Raw genomic sequence first — 15,962 nt, 5'->3', positions numbered from 1 at the left:
ATTGCATTGTGCAATACTCTTTCTCTAAATACTATTTAATGTATTTTGCTACATTTTTTTGATGTTCTGCATATGTTTTAGCAAAGTGATTTTTACCATCTGAATCTGCTACAAAATAAACATACTCTGTTGAAGCTGGGTCAATTGTTGCTTTTAATGATTCAATACCTGCATTTGCAATTGGACCTGGTGGTAACCCTTTATTTGTATATGTGTTATACGGATTTTTCACTTTTAAATCTTTGTATAATACTCGATTTTTATGTTTTCCTAATGCATATAATACAGTTGGGTCCGTTTGAAGTGGCATCCCTTCTTCAATACGATTATAAAATACACTTGCAATGGTTTCACGATCTGTACTTGCTGTTGCTTCACGCTCAAGTAACGATGCAAATGTTAAGAATTCATGTACCGACATTTTCTTTTCTTTTAATGTTGGTAAGTATTGTTGGACGATTGCATCGGTTTGCTTAACCATATCTGTAGCGATTGTTTCAAGTGATGGTTCTTTTTCATAGAATGAATAAGTAGCAGGATATAAATATCCTTCTAATGCATAACGAATATCTTTATCATTGACTGCTTTTGTTACTGTATCAGGGAATTGCTTTTTCATATTCTTAATAAATGCTTTGCTTGTTACTAAATCCATAAATTGTTCTTTTGAATAATTCGTATTTTTTGCAACACGTTCAGCAATTTGATCGATTGTAAGCCCTTCTGGTACGGTTAATGTAAACTCTGGTGTTCGGTAAACCTTACCAGTTTTTAAACTCTTAATAATTTCTTCGATTGTCATTGCTGGAGACAATTTATAAGTACCAGCTTGGAATCCTGCACCATTATTAAATTTCGTATAATATTTGAAGATTTTAGCATTCTTAATAATTCCCTTATCTTCTAATGTTGCGGCGATTGTATCAATTGATGACCCAATTGGCACTTCAATTTTAACATTTTTATCAGAGTCTGTATCGACAGGTTTTAATGCACCTTGTACGTAGAAATATCCACCTACACCGACAATTAATACGAGCGCGATAATAATTGCTGTTGTAATTAATACGATTTTTTTCACAATTTTTTGCTCGCTTTGACGTTGCTTTAATTTTTTCAGTTGTTTTTCAGACGATTGAGAATCCACAACATACCCTCCTTTTTCCACATTTCATTATACATGGTTCTGTTCGATTGCACAAAAAAATGAGGCAACAAAACGATGCCTCATCTTTATAATTAGTTTGCTGAATCGTCTAAACTCATAATGGTATTAATAACTTCTTCAAGCATTTCCCATTCTTCTTCTGATTCAATCTCAAAAAGTGCTTCGCCACCATCATCTGCTGGTAATACTTCTGCTGCTTCAATAAATATTTCTGCCGTTTCATCATCTGTATCTTCACAGAAAATTAAATACGTTTTTTCACTATTTGTTGGTTCAACACGAGATAAAATTTTGTAAACTGTTTCGCCGCCGTCTTCATCGTATTCAACGAATGTTAGGCCATGAAAGTCTTGTGCCATTTATAACGCTCCTCTTAGTCTTCGTGACCAGATAAGATTTCACTTAAGATTTCTTGCACTTTTTCAAACTCTTCATCAGATTCGATAGGTGCTAATCCTTGTTCGCCAGCTTCATTTTCTGTGATGATTGCTACTTGAAGTTCAGGTTCTTCTACTTCTTCTTCAACGAATGCAACATATGTTTTTTCGCCAACAGTGAAACGTGCGATAACAACAAATTTAATTTCGTTACCATTATCATCTACTGCTACGATATGTTCAGCTGATGCTTCTTCATCGACACCATTTGATAAACGTTCTAGCACTTCTGCTACTGCCGCTTGATCTTCTGGCGATTCGATTGGTTGTAAATCTTCGTTACCTTCCGCATCCACAACGATAACCGCTGCTTGAACTTCAGAGCCGCCTTCTTTTTCTTCTGCAAATAAGATAAAGTTTTTATCGTTTGCTTCAAAGCGTTCGATAACTGCGAAAACGATTTCGTTTCCGTTTTCATCTACTGCTACTAAATGTTCATGGTTGTGCTCTGCCATCTGTGACATCCCCTATTCGTTATCTGTATTGTGTAATGCTTCGTCAATTAACGTCCATTCTTCTTCACTGTCAATCGGGAATAATTCTTGACCGTTTTCAGTATCTACAAGTTCAGCAGCCTGCATAACAGGTTGCGTTTCATTTTCGTCATAATAAACGATGTAGTTTTTACCATCGATTTCAAGACGACGTTCGATTGCAAAAACGATTTCATTTCCCTCGTCATCTTCTGCTACTAAATGTTCATGGTCATGTTCTTCATGATTGTGGTCATGGTCGTGACCCTGGCCTTCTTCAGGTTTAAAGTCACCTGATTCAACCAAATCATTTAACATATCATTGATTAAATCCATTTCTTCTTGCGTTTCAATTTCACCGAACGCTTCGCCGCCCATTTCTGTCGGTACTAGTGTTGCAGCTTGGATTTCATTGCCAACTGCTTCATCATTTGTCGCATAAAAGATAATGTATTTTTTATCATTTGCTTCAAAGCGCTTCACAACGACTAATTCAATTTCTTTATCCTCATCATTGTGGATATATAAACGTTCTAATTCGCTCATGTTTTTGCCGCCTTTTATGATTGTTTCGATTGCTCTTCAATAATTGATTCAATAAACTTCCATTCAGAAGTATTTTCAATTAAATCAAGTTCCCCATCGTCCGTTAAAATTACTGGAATAATATCTGTTTTGCCTGTTTCATCTTCTTCGTAACCGACAGCCGCATATAATGCGAAGCGTTTACCAAAGCGATTACCTTTTGCTTCTTTTGTAATAACAGAAAGTTGTTCGTATAGATTTTCATTGCCATCTTCATCTACTAATGTAATGACTTTAAATGGATCTTCTTGCGCTTCGATGTCTTGTGCTACAACGTTTTCATTGTTTAATTCTTCGCTCACGTTCGTAGTCTCCTATGCTTCTGTATTTTCTTCTAGGTTGTTGAAGATATCTTCAATATATTCTTGTTCTTCTGGTGTTTCGATATCGCCTAGTTCGCCATCTTCAGCATTTTCGTCGATTGACGCTACGTATACGCGTACATCTTCTTCATCTGATTCATCTTCTACATAATAAAAGATATATGATTTGCCGAATTTATTGCCTTCATCTGATGGTTCGATTTTGTAGACAATTACGGCTTGATGTTCTGCGCCTTCTTCGTCAACAATAATAAATGTTTGATTTTCTTCCATGTTTGTCACCTCTAAAATGATTTGCGATCTAAATAGCCTTGTAAAATCATTACAGCTGCCATTTTATCGATTACTTTTTTACGATTTTTCCGACGTACATCTGCTTCAATTAACACGCGTTCTGCAGCCATTGTTGTTAAGCGTTCATCCCATAAAGTTACTGGAAGCGAAAATTTTTCTTCTAATTTTTCTTTATATGCGATTGATGCTTCACCGCGTGGACCTACTGTATTATTCATGTTTTTTGGGAAGCCAACAACAAATTCTGTTACCCGGTATTCTTTGACTAATTCGCCAACACGTGCCAATCCAAATTCGCCATTTTCTTCATTAATTTTAATTGTTTCGATACCTTGTGCTGTCCAGCCTAGTGCGTCACTTACTGCAACACCAACTGTTTTTGTACCGACGTCTAAACCCATTGCTCGCATTATTTTGCCTCGTTATTCTTTTTGATATAAAACTTTACTAATTCTTCAACAATCTCATCACGCTCAAGTTTACGCATTTTTGCACGTGCATCTTGATGACGTGGGATATAGGCCGGATCGCCAGATAATAAATATCCAACAATTTGATTGACCGGATTGTAGCCTTTTTCTTCTAGTGCCGCATGTACAGAAAGCACTGTTTCCTTTACTTCCTGTTCCATAGATTCTTCCGGGAAATTAAATTTCATCGTTTGATCGAACTTACTCATGCAATGCACCCCTCTCAGATTCATTAGAAACCATATACCTAGAGTATAACGGAATTAATGATGGTTTTAAACTGATTTAACTGTTTCGTATACAGATTGTAATGCAGTATCAAGTTTCGAAGCGTCTTTTGCACCAGCCATCGCCATATCTGGGCGACCGCCACCTTTACCGCCACATTGCTCTGCTACAGATTTCACGATATTACCTGCATGGTAATCTTTACCCGCGATATCCTTTGTTACACCTGCACAAAGCATAACTTTGGCATCTGCTACTGCACCAAGAACGATAACTGCATTGTTCATTTTCGCTTTTAAGTCATCCATTAATTGACGAAGTTGACCATTGTCTTTTGCTTCAACGCGTGTTGCAAGAACCGTTACACCATTAATTTCTTGCGCATTATTTAAAATGTCACCAGCTTGTGCTGCAGCAATTTTTGCAGATAATGATTCATTTTCACGTTGTTGTTCTTTTAATTCATGTTGTAAGTTTTCAATGCGCATTATTAAATCTTTTGGATTTGCTTTTACTAATGCTGCTGTTGCTTCAAGTATATGTTGTTCTTCTTTTACTGCTTTATAAGCTTCTTTACCTGTTACTGCCTCGATACGACGAGTGCCAGCGCCAATTCCGCCTTCAGAAACGATTTTGAATAAACCAATTTCAGATGAACGTTTTACATGAATACCACCACAAAGTTCGATTGAGTAATCTGATACTTGAACAACGCGTACAACGTCACCGTATTTTTCACCGAATAACGCCATTGCGCCCATTGCTTTTGCAGCGTCGATTGGCATTTCTTGAATGATTACTTCGATATCGTCCCAAATCTTTTCATTCACTTCTAATTCAATTTGTTCTAACTCTTCTTTTGTTACAGCACCGAAGTGAGAGAAGTCAAAGCGTAGACGATCTGGACCTACATAAGAACCTGCTTGGTTAACGTGGTCGCCTAATACATGTTTAAGTGCAGATTGCATTAAGTGTGTTGCTGTATGGTTTTTCACGATTAAATTACGTGCTTCACGATTTACAGTTGCATGAACATCTGCATTTAATGCTAATTCGCCACTTTCTACGATGATTGTGTGTAATGGTTGACCATTTGGTGCTTTTTGTACGTCTTTTACAGTGGCTGTGAATGCTTCGTTTGAAATCGTACCACTATCGGCTACTTGACCACCCATTTCAGCATAGAATGGTGTTTGAGATAGAATAACTAACACTTCGTCACCTTCAGATGCTACTGATACTTCTTGGCCCCCAGCAATCATTGCAACAACTTGTGTATCTACATCTAATGTGTCATATCCAACAAATTCAGATGCTTGCGTTAAGTTTGCTAACACTTCTGATTGTACATGCATTGAATCAACATCTTGACGTGCTGCGCGTGCGCGTTCACGTTGTGCTTCCATTTCTTTTTCAAAGCCTGCTGCATCAACTGTCATATCCACTTCAGCTGCATACTCTTCTGTTAATTCTACAGGGAAGCCATATGTGTCATATAAACGGAATGCGTCAGCACCAGGGATAAATGTTTCACCTTTAGCTTTTTGTGCTTCTACTACTTCATTGAAAATAGAAAGACCACCATCTAAAGTTTCGTGGAAACGGATTTCTTCATTTTTCACGACTTTCATGATAAATGCTTCTTTTTCATCTACTTCTGGGTAGAAATCTTTCATTACTTCCCCAACTGTTGGTACTAATTCAAACATAAATGGTTTTTCAATACCGATTTGTTTTGCATAACGTACTGCACGACGTAATAAACGACGTAATACATATCCGCGACCTTCATTTGATGGAAGCGCGCCATCACCAATTGCAAATGCAACAGTACGAATATGGTCTGCAATAACTTTAAATGGTGTATTGATATCTTCTTCAGAACCGAAGATTTCTGATAAATCTACTTCACCAGGACGTTTGTATTTACGATTTGCAAACTGTTCGATTTTTTCAATAATAGGCATGAATAAATCTGTATCGTAGTTTGTTGGAACATCTTGTACAACAGATGCCATACGTTCTAGTCCCATACCAGTATCAATATTTTGTTTTGGAAGTGGTGTGTATGTGCCATCTGGATTATGGTTGAATTGAGAGAATACTAAGTTCCAAATTTCAAGGTAACGTTCGTTTTCGCCACCTGTATATAATTCTGGATCTGTTGGGTCATTACCATATTCTTCACCACGGTCATAGAAGATTTCAGAGTTTGGACCTGAAGGACCTTCGCCAATATCCCAGAAGTTTCCTTCAAGACGAATTAATCGTTCTTCAGGAATACCAATTTCATCTTTCCAAATGTTATAAGCTTCTACATCTTCAGGGTGGATTGTAATTGATAATTTTTCACCATCAAAGCCCATCCATTTTGGATCTGTTAAGAATTCCCATGCATAGTGAATCGCTTCTTTTTTGAAATAATCGCCAATTGAAAAGTTGCCTAGCATTTCAAAGAATGTATGGTGACGTGCTGTTTTACCAACGTTTTCAATATCATTTGTACGGATGGCTTTTTGTGCATTTGTAATACGTGGATTATCTGGGATAACCGAGCCATCAAAATATTTTTTTAATGTAGCAACACCTGAGTTAATCCATAGTAACGAGTTATCATTGATTGGAACAAGCGGCATACTTGGCTCTTGTTTGTGATTTTTCTCTACGAAAAATTCGATATATTTACGGCGAATTTCTGATGCTTTCATTGTATATATTCCTCCTAGATAATGATGATTGCGATGGGCAAGCACAAAATAAAAAGTCCCCATCCCTAGAAAGGGACGAGAACTATTGGAACGTTTTCGTGGTACCACCCTAATTCATACACAGCAAAAGCTATGTATCTCTTAGCACTATAACGTAGTGAACGGCAGTGATTGGCTGCACTCCGGATTAGCTTTCGGATAAAATGTAAGGAAATTCTCACAGCCAAGGAATCTCTTTCTTTGCATTACATCACTATCGTACTTTTTCCGTCATCGTTTTCATCTATTCTATAGATGATTATAAGAAAAAGGTCTGACAGTGTCAATTGCTAGTATTAAAGAAACTGCTGTGGTGTCACGCTGTCCATCCCAATCATCGGATCAATAGTTGTAATATTTTCCGTTGTGAGACGTTTCTCCGAATTATCCGTTGAATAATCGGTTTCCTCAGCTGGTACTTCTTCAGATTCAACTTCGCCTGTTAATCGTCCTACAAGTGTTGTACGACGTGATACATCTGCAATATTTTGAATACCTCGAACAAAGGTATCCGGTTCTCCACATAAAATTAAAAAGTCTTTGGCACGTGTCAATCCAGTATATAGTAAATTTTTTCGCAACATTTTATAGTAGCTTCTTACAACAGGCATAATGACCATTGGAAATTCACTGCCTTGTGACTTATGAATCGAACAACAATAAGCAAGTGTTAATTGACTTAAATCTCCACGTGAATATGTCACTTCATTACCGTCAAATGACACAATTAACTGATCGACATTATCGGTCGTTTCTTTCGCACGGAAAATTGCAATAACTTCACCCATATCTCCGTTAAAAACATTACTTTGTGGTTGATTAACCAGTTGCAATACTTTATCGCCGATACGGTACGTTGTATCACCAAAAGCCATTTCCTTTGTTTTTATACTCTTTTTCGGATTCACTAGCTCTTGAATCATACGATTTAAATTATCAATTCCCGCATCCCCGCGATACATAGGGGCTAATACTTGCACATCATAAATCGTAAATCCTTTTTTCAGCGCACTTTGAATAATTTGTGATACAACAGTTGGAATTTGAGCTGCGTTGGACTTGATAAAAGAACGGTCAGCTGTCTTAGCTGTCAAATCTGGTGGAATGATATTATGCTTCAATTGGTGGGCCATCTCTACAATAGACGAACCACTTGCTTGACGATATACCTGTCCTAATTCCACAGTTGGTACAACATGTGAATCAAGCATATCCTTCAATACTTGCCCTGGGCCAACAGGTGGTAATTGGTCCTGATCCCCCACAAAAATAATTTGGCAGTCTTCAGGTAACGCTCTAAGAAGCTGATAGGCAAGCCAGGTATCCACCATTGACATTTCATCAATAATAATTAATTTCCCGACAATATCACGTTCTGTATCTTCTTCTGGGTCTTCTTGTCCTGTAAACCCTAATAAGCGGTGAATTGTTTGCGCAGGAAGCCCTGTTGACTCACTTAAACGTTTCGCAGCGCGACCTGTTGGTGCGGCAAGAACAATTGGAAACGGCGTATCCTTATCATATTCTTTCATATCAAGTGAAAGTCCATGAAGTTCAGCATACACATCTACAATCCCACGTACAACCGTTGTTTTCCCTGTACCTGGTCCCCCTGTCAAAATCATCGCAGCACTATTAATTGCTGTCACAATTGCATTTACTTGTGGCTCAGCATAAACAACATTAAAGCGTTCTTCTGCATCCCCAATCCATTTACGAATCTCTGAGCTAGGAAAAGCAGATTGCTCCTCATTGCGTCCGATTAACTCTACTAATTTCTCAGCAATACCAACTTCAGAATAATAAAGAGATGGCATATATAAACGCTGCGCTTCACCACAAATTTTGCCGTTTTTTCCAAGATCAATAATTGAGTTTGAAATCGCTTCGATTGAAATCGTGACAGGCTGACTTTTCTCTAATAAATCTTTTGCCTCAACAATTAAATCCTGGGCTTCCATATAGACATGACCTTCTGATAAAGCCATTTGATTTAACAAATGCAGTATAGCTGCTTTAATTCGTCCAGGATTGTCTCCTGTAATTTCAAGTTGCTCCCCTAAATCATCTGCGCGATTAAAACCGATGCCACTTACATCTTCGATTAAGCGATATGGGTTTTCTTGTAGTATTTGAAGTGTTTTACCTTCATATTTTTGATAAATACGTACTGCAATCTGTGGGCCAAATCCCCATTCGCCAAGCTTGATTAAAATACGGTCCATACCAAGATTGGCTTTTAACACTTCTCGAAGGGTCTCTTTTTTATCATCTTTTAAACGAGGGACATTATCAAGAGCATCGGGCTCTTCAATGATTTTTTTTATGGCATTAGGTCCTAGTTTTTCAACAATAAGTTCTGCTGTCCGCTTACCAATACCAGGAAATAAATCACTCGATAAATATTGAATAACACCTACTTCAGTTGCTGGGATTTCTTTTTCAAATGAAGTTGCTTGAAATTGCAGACCATATTTTGGATGTTGCTTTAAATTTCCTTGAAAACGATACATTGCTTCCGTATCGACTTGTGGAAAATAACCTGCGACGATAATTTCTTTTTCTTTATAATCTAGATTCGTCTCCTGAATTTTCAACTTAATAATCGAAAATAAATTTTCCTTATTATGAAAAATGGAGACGACAGGTCGACCCACCACAAAGAGCGGTTCTTCCGCAAAAAGTGATAAATTTTCAGTCAACACTGTCACCTCCTATTAGTCTTTACGTTGCATAAGCATATCGTAAATATATTTTGCTTGATCAAACTGTGGCGCAATTTCAAGCGCCTTTAACAAATGTGTTTTTGCCGCTTCTACATCATCTGTTGAAACTGCATATAAAACACCTAAATTGTAATAAGCATCTGCGTTATTTTCATCCAATACAAGCACAGCTTCAAGCTCTGGTTTTGCAAAATCAAACATTTCAAGTGATGCCATTAAAATCGCATTCGCTAAGCGCACTTGAATATCTTCAGGTGCTAATTCTGCTGCACGCTGCATATATGGTAGTGCAAGTTTTAAATTCCCAGCATGTTCAAATGATTTCGCTAACATATAGTATGCATCTGGACCTTCAATACCTGCGCGAATTGAACGTTCGTAAATTTTAGCTGCTTCTTCATAACGCTCATTATTATAATAAAGATTTGCTAAGCCGTAATAAGCTGTTGCTGCTTCTTCATCTAATGAAATCGCTTTTTGGAAAAATCGTTCTGCACGTTCCATATCATTCATACCTGCAAGTAAGTTACCAAAATTAATATAACCAACTGTTTCTTCAGGTTTTTCTTCGATTGCTTGCGTAAATGCTTTTACAGCATCTTCAAAGCGTTCTTCTTGCATCGCTTTGATGCCTTCTTCATTATAATTCAATTGTGACACCTCTATTATCCTACATATGTTAATTTTTCGCCGTCTTTAAATACTTCATCGATTGTTGCGCCACCTAAGCACACTTCCCCGTCATATAATACAACAGATTGTCCTGGCGTAATCGCACGAGTTGGTTCTGAGAACGTTACATGCCATTGATCATCACCTGTAATTTCAACGGTCACTGGTACATCTGTTTGACGATAGCGGAATTTCGCTGTACAGTCGAATTTTTGTGGTAATTCACGTTTTGTTGAGAAACTTGTTTTTACGGCCGTTAAGCTTGTTGAATATAATTTATCATTGTGGAAACCTTGACCTACAAGTAATACATTACGTTCTAAATCTTTTCCGACAACAAACCAAGGTTCCCCGTCACCACCGATTCCTAGACCGTGACGTTGCCCTAATGTGTAATACATTAAGCCATCATGTTTGCCCATTACTACACCATCAAATGTTTCCATATTGCCTGGTTGTGCGGGTAAGTACTGGCTTAAGAACTCTTTAAAGTTACGTTCACCAATGAAACAAATACCTGTTGAATCTTTTTTCTTCGCAGTCGCAAGCTCTGCTTCTGCTGCGATTTCACGTACACGTGGTTTGACAATTTCACCGATTGGGAACATAACATGTTCTAATTGTTCAGGTGATAATTGGTTCAAGAAGTACGTTTGATCTTTATTATCATCAACACCACGGAGCATGACACGATTACCGTCTACATCCGTTCCCATACGCGCATAGTGACCCGTCGCCACATAATCTGCGCCAAGACGTAATGCATGTTCAAGAAACGCTTTAAACTTAATTTCTTTGTTACACATAACATCTGGGTTTGGTGTACGACCTGCTTTATATTCTTCAAGGAAGTACGTAAATACTTTATCCCAATATTCTTTTTCAAAGTTTACGGCGTAGTATGGAATCCCAATTTGGTTACATACTTTAATAACATCTTCATAATCTTCTGTTGCTGTACACATACCATTTTCGTCTGTGTCATCCCAGTTTTTCATAAAAATACCGATTACATCGTATCCTTGCTCTTTTAAAATATGAGCCGTCACGGATGAATCGACGCCTCCTGACATGCCGACTACGACACGTGTTTCTGATGGATCTTTTACTGCTTTTGTCATTGTTTTACTTCACCTTTTCTTGTTATTTCGTTAAACGTTTCACAATACCAATAACGGTTTGTGCTGCACGTTTGATTTGCGCTGAATCCAAACCATAACCAAAGCTAAAACGAATCGAATTACGTAATTCCTCTGCTCCTTTGCCATACATAGCAAGTAATACATGAGAAGGTTCTAATGAGCCTGCTGTACAAGCAGAACCACTTGAAACAGCAATTCCTTCGATATCTAGATTGATTAAGAATGATTCAACATCCATACCATTGAAACTCACATTGAGCACATGGGGTAATGCGTGAAGGGCATCTCCATTAACATGGTAGGCTATACCCGCTTCGTCAAATGCTGAAAGAAGCATTTGACGATAACGCGCATATTCTGTTGCTTTTTCTTCCATAGAACTTTGCGCTAGCTCTACTGCCTTTGCAAAGCCGACGACTGCTGGAACATTTTCTGTACTTGCACGACGTTTTCGCTCTTGATCCCCACCAACAATAAGGGATTGTAAATGCGCTTTTGGACGTTCATAGAGAAAACCTATTCCTTTTGGACCGTTCAATTTATGTGCAGAAGTTGATAATAAATCAACCCCGAGTGCATCAACATCGATTTTTTCTAAACCAAACGCTTGTACCGCATCTGTATGGAATGTAGCGGTATGGTCTTTTAATAGCGCCCCAATTTCAGCAATTGGTTGCTTCGTACCTACTTCATTGTTCCCGTACATAATCGTAACGAGAATGGTATCGTCACGTAATGCACGTTTGAAGTCGTCGATAGCAATCATACCATGTTTGTCAACAGGAAGATATGTCACGTCAAATCCTTCTTTTTCAAGCCGTTCACATGCACGAAGGACCGCATGATGTTCCACCTGTGTTGTAATAATATGTCGGCCTTCATTTTGATGCGCATAAGCTGTGCCGAAAATTGCCAAATTATCCGCTTCAGAACCTCCACTTGTCAGGACAATTTCATGGTCTTTCGCCCCAATTGAGCGCGCAATAAAGCCACGCGCATTGTCTAAATATTTGCGCGCGTGTCGACCAATGCCATGAATAGATGAAGGATTTCCATATACATCATTCATAACCGCTACCATTGCATCGATTACTTCTGGATGCATCGGAGACGTCGCTGCGTGGTCTAGATAAATTTCAGTCATTAAAAAAATCTCCTTTAATCGTACAGCTTGTGCTGCAGTTGTTTCTTAAATATAGAACATGTAATTACTGTCGTCTGTTGACTCTGTATATTTTGCTAAGTCTTCTAAATTTGTTTTATCTAACACTTCTTTAACAGCATCACGCACACGAATCCATAGCTCACGTTGTGGTGGTGCTTCATTTTCGATTCCCTCAACCGGTTGAATTGGTCCTTCTAGCACTTTAATGACATCCGCTGCAGAAATCAAATGTGGTGGCTTCGCTAACATATAACCGCCGTAAGCACCTCGTACACTTTTCACAAGTCCTGAGTTACGTAGTGGTGATACTAATTGTTCTAAGTAGGCTTCAGAAAGATGATTTTCTGAGGCAATTTGGCGCAATGGAATCGGCCCCTGACCATATTGTTTTGATAGTTCGATCATAATTGTAAGACCGTATCGTCCTTTAGTTGAAATTTTCATATAGACACCTCTGCTTCATAATACTGTTATCACCTAAGTATAGCATATTCCCTTCCAATTCACTCGGTTTTCAACTATCATAAATAGTACGAAAAAGGAGTGATTTTTATGTCCAATGAACCTCTTGCCTATCGTATGCGTCCAAAAATGCTCGATGATGTTATCGGACACCGCGACTTTATTGGCCCAGAAACGACGTTATATAAAATGATTCAAAAGGGGCATGTGCCATCAATGCTTTTATACGGTGAGCCTGGTATCGGCAAAACATCACTCGCTTTTGCAATTGCAGGAACGAGTAAATTGCCATTTTATGCATTGAATGCAACACGCGCTGGCAAAAAAGATGTAGAAGATATTGTAATAGAAGCAAATCTACAAGGAACTGTGCTACTTTTTTTAGACGAAATTCATCGTTTTAATAAACTACAGCAAGATACATTACTTCCTCATGTAGAAAGTGGCAAGGTCATTTTAATTGGGGCGACAACAGAAAATCCATTCCATGATGTCAATCCTGCCATTCGCTCTCGTTGTGGAGAAATCAAACAATTAAAGAGATTAACAAACCATGATTTAATTGATCTCTTAAACCGTGCACTGAAAGATGAAAAGCGTGGTTTAGGTCACTACAAAATAAAAATAGCAAATGAACAGCTCGAAAAAATAGCAATAGCAAGTAATGGTGACGGTCGCAAGGCATTGACATTACTTGAATCTGCTTATTACGCTTCTGATGAAGTAGAAGATGTGGCCATTATTAAAGACCGCACACTTGATCAACTGGCTGAGCGCATTGGTGTTTATGGTGATAAAAAGGGCAGTCAGTTTTATAATTTATTATCTGCACTCCAAAAATCTGTACGCGGTAGTGATGTCAATGCGGCACTATACTATTTAGCAATGTGCCTTGAAAATGGCGATCTTGTAGCTGTTTCACGAAGACTTCTTGTGATGGGCTATGAAGATATCGGATTAGCCGCACCTGAAATTGGAAGTCATGTCCTTGCAGCTTGTCAATCTGCTGAACGTTTAGGCATGCCAGAAGCACGAATTCCTCTAGCACATGCAGTGATTGAAATGTGCTTAGCTGAAAAATCCAATTCAGCCATCCTTGCAATTGATAAAGCAATCGAAGCGATTCATAGTGGCAAAACTGGCGATATCCCCATGCATTTGAGAGATGCACATTACAGTGGTGCCAAAACATTAGGCGTTGAAGGCTATCAATATCCTCACAATACACCTGTAGGTACATTTGGTGGGTGGGTTGATCAACAATACTTACCAGACAATCTTGTTGGTACCGAATTCTACAAACCAGTTATAGCCGGACAAGAAAAGCGAATGGCCGGTATTTATGACCATTTGAATAGCTCGAAGAAAGACCATAAATAAACGTAAAAAGTCGAAATCTTTATATTAGATTTCGACTTTTTATTTTAACGCTGAATTTCACTAATAAATTTATACCGGTCTGCACGATACACACTACGAACAATTTCAAAAGGTTGCCCACTATCTAAAAAACTTGTTCGCTTAATTAATAATACGACCCCACTAGGTGGAATATGTAAAAATTGCGCATCTTCTTTTGTTGTCAAAGCGGCTTCCATTTGCTGAATTGCATTACCAATTGTCAATTGATAGTGGGATTCAATTAATGAGTAAAGAGATGTTTGTAATTTTTCAGCTGTTAAGCCTGGGAATAATTTTGCTGGCAAATACGTTCGCTCTATCGCCATTGGTTCCCCGTCCGCATTACGAATACGCATGATTGAATAAACATCTTCTCCTGACTCTATTAATAAATCTTGTGCCAATTCAAATGGTGCAGGTTTTCGTTCAAACTTTACAAGTTGGCTACTTGGAACCATACCTCGCGCTAACATATCCTCAGTAAAGCTTGTTAAGCCGTTTAAAGGTTGTTCAAGCTTAGGACTTGAAACAAAGGTACCACGCCCTTTTTCACGGTATAATAAGCCATCATTCACTAAATTTGTAATCGCTTGTCTTACCGTCATTCGACTTACATCATACTGCAAAGCCAATTCGCGCTCTGAAGGAATTACCTGTCCTACCTTATAAATTCCTTCTGCTATTTTCTTTTTTAATTGTTCTTCAATTTGCATATACACCGGAATGTGTGAACGTTTATTAATCATTTCCCCGCTCCCCCTGATTAGTCCTAGTTGTCTATACCGCTAATATTCATCATATAACAAAAAAACTGCCCGATACAACTCGGACAGTCAATAAAATTATGCTATGATTAACCTTGCACACGAGTAATTGTGATATCGCTCAAAATATCACGAATCACCCAACTCGCTGCAATCAATCCAACTGATGATGGAACAAATGCATTTGATGATGGAGGCATTTTCGCTTTACGAATTTCAGCTTCTGGTTTACCAACTGTTTCCGCCACATCTGGACGAATTACAATAGGACTTTCATCAGAAAAAATAACTGGAATGCCTTTTTTGATACCTTCTTTACGAAGTTTCACACGGATAACTTTTGCAAGTGGATCCATAAATGTTTGTGAAATATCGGCAATACGGAAGCGTGTTGGATCCATTTTATTTGCAGCACCCATACTTGAAATGATTTTCACATTACGCTTTAGACATTCTTTCATAATATGAATTTTATAAATAACTGTATCACTTGCATCAATTACATAATCAGGGTTATAGCTGAAGAATTTTTCATATGTTTCTTCTGTATAAAACATGTGCAAATCAATGACTTCACAATCTGGGTTAATATCTGCAATACGTTCTTTCATTACAGCAGATTTTGATTTACCGATTGTTGACATATACGCTACTAGTTGACGGTTAATATTTGTGATATCAACATCATCCTTATCAACTAAGATAATACGGCCAACGCCACTACGTGCCACAGCTTCTGCTGCAAATGAGCCAACGCCACCAACACCTAAGATGGCAACTGTTGTATTTTTTAATAGTTCAAGGCCTTCTTGACCAATCGCTAGTTCATTACGTGAAAATTGGTGTAACATATCATTCACTCCGTTGTGTTTAAAATTCCTACTTAAAAGTAGGCGTCTCTCAAA

Annotated in this window: 17 protein-coding genes; 1 reads left to right on the top strand and 16 read right to left on the bottom strand. The window is 38.0% G+C overall.

Going from position 1 to position 15,962, the window contains the following annotated elements; translation table 11 throughout:
- Positions 1–31 precede the first annotated feature (31 nt).
- The 14 genes from mltG to cymR all read right to left on the bottom strand — a co-directional run bounded on the left by mltG (position 32) and on the right by cymR (position 12,874).
- Positions 32–1,147: an endolytic transglycosylase MltG gene (mltG, locus tag QI30_RS13390; protein ID WP_126991124.1), complete on the bottom strand. Its 1,116-nt coding sequence runs from the start codon at positions 1,145–1,147 to the stop codon at positions 32–34.
- A gap of 92 nt (positions 1,148–1,239) precedes the next feature.
- Positions 1,240–1,527: a DUF1292 domain-containing protein gene (locus QI30_RS13385; RefSeq protein ID WP_126991123.1), complete on the bottom strand. Its 288-nt coding sequence runs from the start codon at positions 1,525–1,527 to the stop codon at positions 1,240–1,242.
- A gap of 14 nt (positions 1,528–1,541) precedes the next feature.
- Positions 1,542–2,060 carry a DUF1292 domain-containing protein gene (locus tag QI30_RS13380; protein ID WP_233600588.1) on the bottom strand — a complete coding sequence of 173 codons (519 nt, stop codon included), beginning with the start codon at positions 2,058–2,060 and terminating at the stop codon, positions 1,542–1,544.
- A gap of 12 nt (positions 2,061–2,072) precedes the next feature.
- Entirely contained in the window at positions 2,073–2,624 is a 552-nt protein-coding gene (locus QI30_RS13375; protein WP_126991121.1) for a DUF1292 domain-containing protein, read from the bottom strand.
- Positions 2,625–2,638: 14 nt separating this feature from the next.
- Positions 2,639–2,965, bottom strand: a complete 327-nt coding sequence (locus QI30_RS13370) for a hypothetical protein (RefSeq protein WP_126991120.1) — start codon at positions 2,963–2,965, stop codon at positions 2,639–2,641.
- A 12-nt stretch (positions 2,966–2,977) separates the two neighbouring features.
- Positions 2,978–3,259, bottom strand: coding sequence for a DUF1292 domain-containing protein (locus tag QI30_RS13365; RefSeq protein ID WP_126991119.1), 282 nt, complete (start codon positions 3,257–3,259; stop codon positions 2,978–2,980).
- An 11-nt stretch (positions 3,260–3,270) separates the two neighbouring features.
- Positions 3,271–3,690, bottom strand: a complete 420-nt coding sequence (gene ruvX, locus QI30_RS13360; protein ID WP_126991118.1) for a Holliday junction resolvase RuvX — start codon at positions 3,688–3,690, stop codon at positions 3,271–3,273.
- Positions 3,690–3,959, bottom strand: a complete 270-nt coding sequence (locus QI30_RS13355; RefSeq protein WP_126991117.1) for an IreB family regulatory phosphoprotein — start codon at positions 3,957–3,959, stop codon at positions 3,690–3,692. Before QI30_RS13355 ends, ruvX begins: the two co-directional genes overlap by 1 nt.
- A gap of 66 nt (positions 3,960–4,025) precedes the next feature.
- The gene (alaS, locus tag QI30_RS13350) at positions 4,026–6,686 is read right to left on the bottom strand and encodes an alanine--tRNA ligase (RefSeq protein WP_126991116.1); all 2,661 of its coding nucleotides are present in this window, start codon (positions 6,684–6,686) and stop codon (positions 4,026–4,028) included.
- Between the two features lie 335 nt (positions 6,687–7,021).
- On the bottom strand, positions 7,022–9,427 hold the full coding sequence (gene recD2, locus QI30_RS13345; protein ID WP_126991115.1) for an SF1B family DNA helicase RecD2: 2,406 nt from the start codon (positions 9,425–9,427) through the stop codon (positions 7,022–7,024).
- 15 nt (positions 9,428–9,442) lie between these two features.
- Positions 9,443–10,102 (bottom strand): tetratricopeptide repeat protein, encoded by a 660-nt coding sequence (locus tag QI30_RS13340; protein ID WP_126991114.1) that lies wholly within the window; start codon positions 10,100–10,102, stop codon positions 9,443–9,445.
- 14 nt (positions 10,103–10,116) lie between these two features.
- On the bottom strand, positions 10,117–11,244 hold the full coding sequence (gene mnmA / locus QI30_RS13335; RefSeq protein ID WP_126991113.1) for a tRNA 2-thiouridine(34) synthase MnmA: 1,128 nt from the start codon (positions 11,242–11,244) through the stop codon (positions 10,117–10,119).
- A 22-nt stretch (positions 11,245–11,266) separates the two neighbouring features.
- The gene (locus QI30_RS13330; protein ID WP_126991112.1) at positions 11,267–12,409 is read right to left on the bottom strand and encodes a cysteine desulfurase family protein; all 1,143 of its coding nucleotides are present in this window, start codon (positions 12,407–12,409) and stop codon (positions 11,267–11,269) included.
- Between the two features lie 45 nt (positions 12,410–12,454).
- Entirely contained in the window at positions 12,455–12,874 is a 420-nt protein-coding gene (gene cymR, locus QI30_RS13325; RefSeq protein WP_126991111.1) for a cysteine metabolism transcriptional regulator CymR, read from the bottom strand.
- Between the two features lie 108 nt (positions 12,875–12,982).
- Between cymR and QI30_RS13320 the strand changes: the two genes are divergently transcribed.
- Complete coding sequence (locus QI30_RS13320; RefSeq protein WP_126991110.1) at positions 12,983–14,272, top strand: replication-associated recombination protein A; 1,290 nt, start codon at positions 12,983–12,985, stop codon at positions 14,270–14,272.
- A 44-nt stretch (positions 14,273–14,316) separates the two neighbouring features.
- Here the strand turns inward: QI30_RS13320 and QI30_RS13315 are convergent, their stop codons facing one another.
- The gene (locus tag QI30_RS13315; RefSeq protein WP_126991109.1) at positions 14,317–15,039 is read right to left on the bottom strand and encodes a GntR family transcriptional regulator; all 723 of its coding nucleotides are present in this window, start codon (positions 15,037–15,039) and stop codon (positions 14,317–14,319) included.
- A gap of 107 nt (positions 15,040–15,146) precedes the next feature.
- A complete protein-coding gene (locus QI30_RS13310; protein ID WP_126991108.1) occupies positions 15,147–15,908 on the bottom strand; it encodes a tRNA threonylcarbamoyladenosine dehydratase in 762 nt (253 codons plus the stop codon).
- Positions 15,909–15,962 lie beyond the last annotated feature (54 nt).

Source organism: Candidatus Kurthia intestinigallinarum (assembly GCF_003991225.1).
GTDB lineage: Bacteria > Bacillota > Bacilli > Bacillales_A > Planococcaceae > Kurthia > Kurthia populi.
Note: the sequence above shows the minus strand (reverse complement) of the source record. Positions and strands in the feature narration are given on the sequence as shown.

What these genes read in the sequence shown, in the direction of transcription:
- QI30_RS13385 (WP_126991123.1), bottom strand. Translation starts at nt 1,527, where the DNA reads ATGGCACAAGACTTTCATGGCCTAACATTCGTTGAATACGATGAAGAC.
- QI30_RS13380 (WP_233600588.1), bottom strand. Translation starts at nt 2,060, where the DNA reads ATGGCAGAGCACAACCATGAACATTTAGTAGCAGTAGATGAAAACGGA.
- QI30_RS13375 (WP_126991121.1), bottom strand. Translation starts at nt 2,624, where the DNA reads ATGAGCGAATTAGAACGTTTATATATCCACAATGATGAGGATAAAGAA.
- QI30_RS13365 (WP_126991119.1), bottom strand. Translation starts at nt 3,259, where the DNA reads ATGGAAGAAAATCAAACATTTATTATTGTTGACGAAGAAGGCGCAGAA.
- ruvX (WP_126991118.1), bottom strand. Translation starts at nt 3,690, where the DNA reads ATGCGAGCAATGGGTTTAGACGTCGGTACAAAAACAGTTGGTGTTGCA.
- QI30_RS13355 (WP_126991117.1), bottom strand. Translation starts at nt 3,959, where the DNA reads ATGAGTAAGTTCGATCAAACGATGAAATTTAATTTCCCGGAAGAATCT.
- alaS (WP_126991116.1), bottom strand. Translation starts at nt 6,686, where the DNA reads ATGAAAGCATCAGAAATTCGCCGTAAATATATCGAATTTTTCGTAGAG.
- mnmA (WP_126991113.1), bottom strand. Translation starts at nt 11,244, where the DNA reads ATGACAAAAGCAGTAAAAGATCCATCAGAAACACGTGTCGTAGTCGGC.
- QI30_RS13330 (WP_126991112.1), bottom strand. Translation starts at nt 12,409, where the DNA reads ATGACTGAAATTTATCTAGACCACGCAGCGACGTCTCCGATGCATCCA.
- cymR (WP_126991111.1), bottom strand. Translation starts at nt 12,874, where the DNA reads ATGAAAATTTCAACTAAAGGACGATACGGTCTTACAATTATGATCGAA.
- QI30_RS13320 (WP_126991110.1), top strand. Translation starts at nt 12,983, where the DNA reads ATGTCCAATGAACCTCTTGCCTATCGTATGCGTCCAAAAATGCTCGAT.
- QI30_RS13315 (WP_126991109.1), bottom strand. Translation starts at nt 15,039, where the DNA reads ATGATTAATAAACGTTCACACATTCCGGTGTATATGCAAATTGAAGAA.
- QI30_RS13310 (WP_126991108.1), bottom strand. Translation starts at nt 15,908, where the DNA reads ATGTTACACCAATTTTCACGTAATGAACTAGCGATTGGTCAAGAAGGC.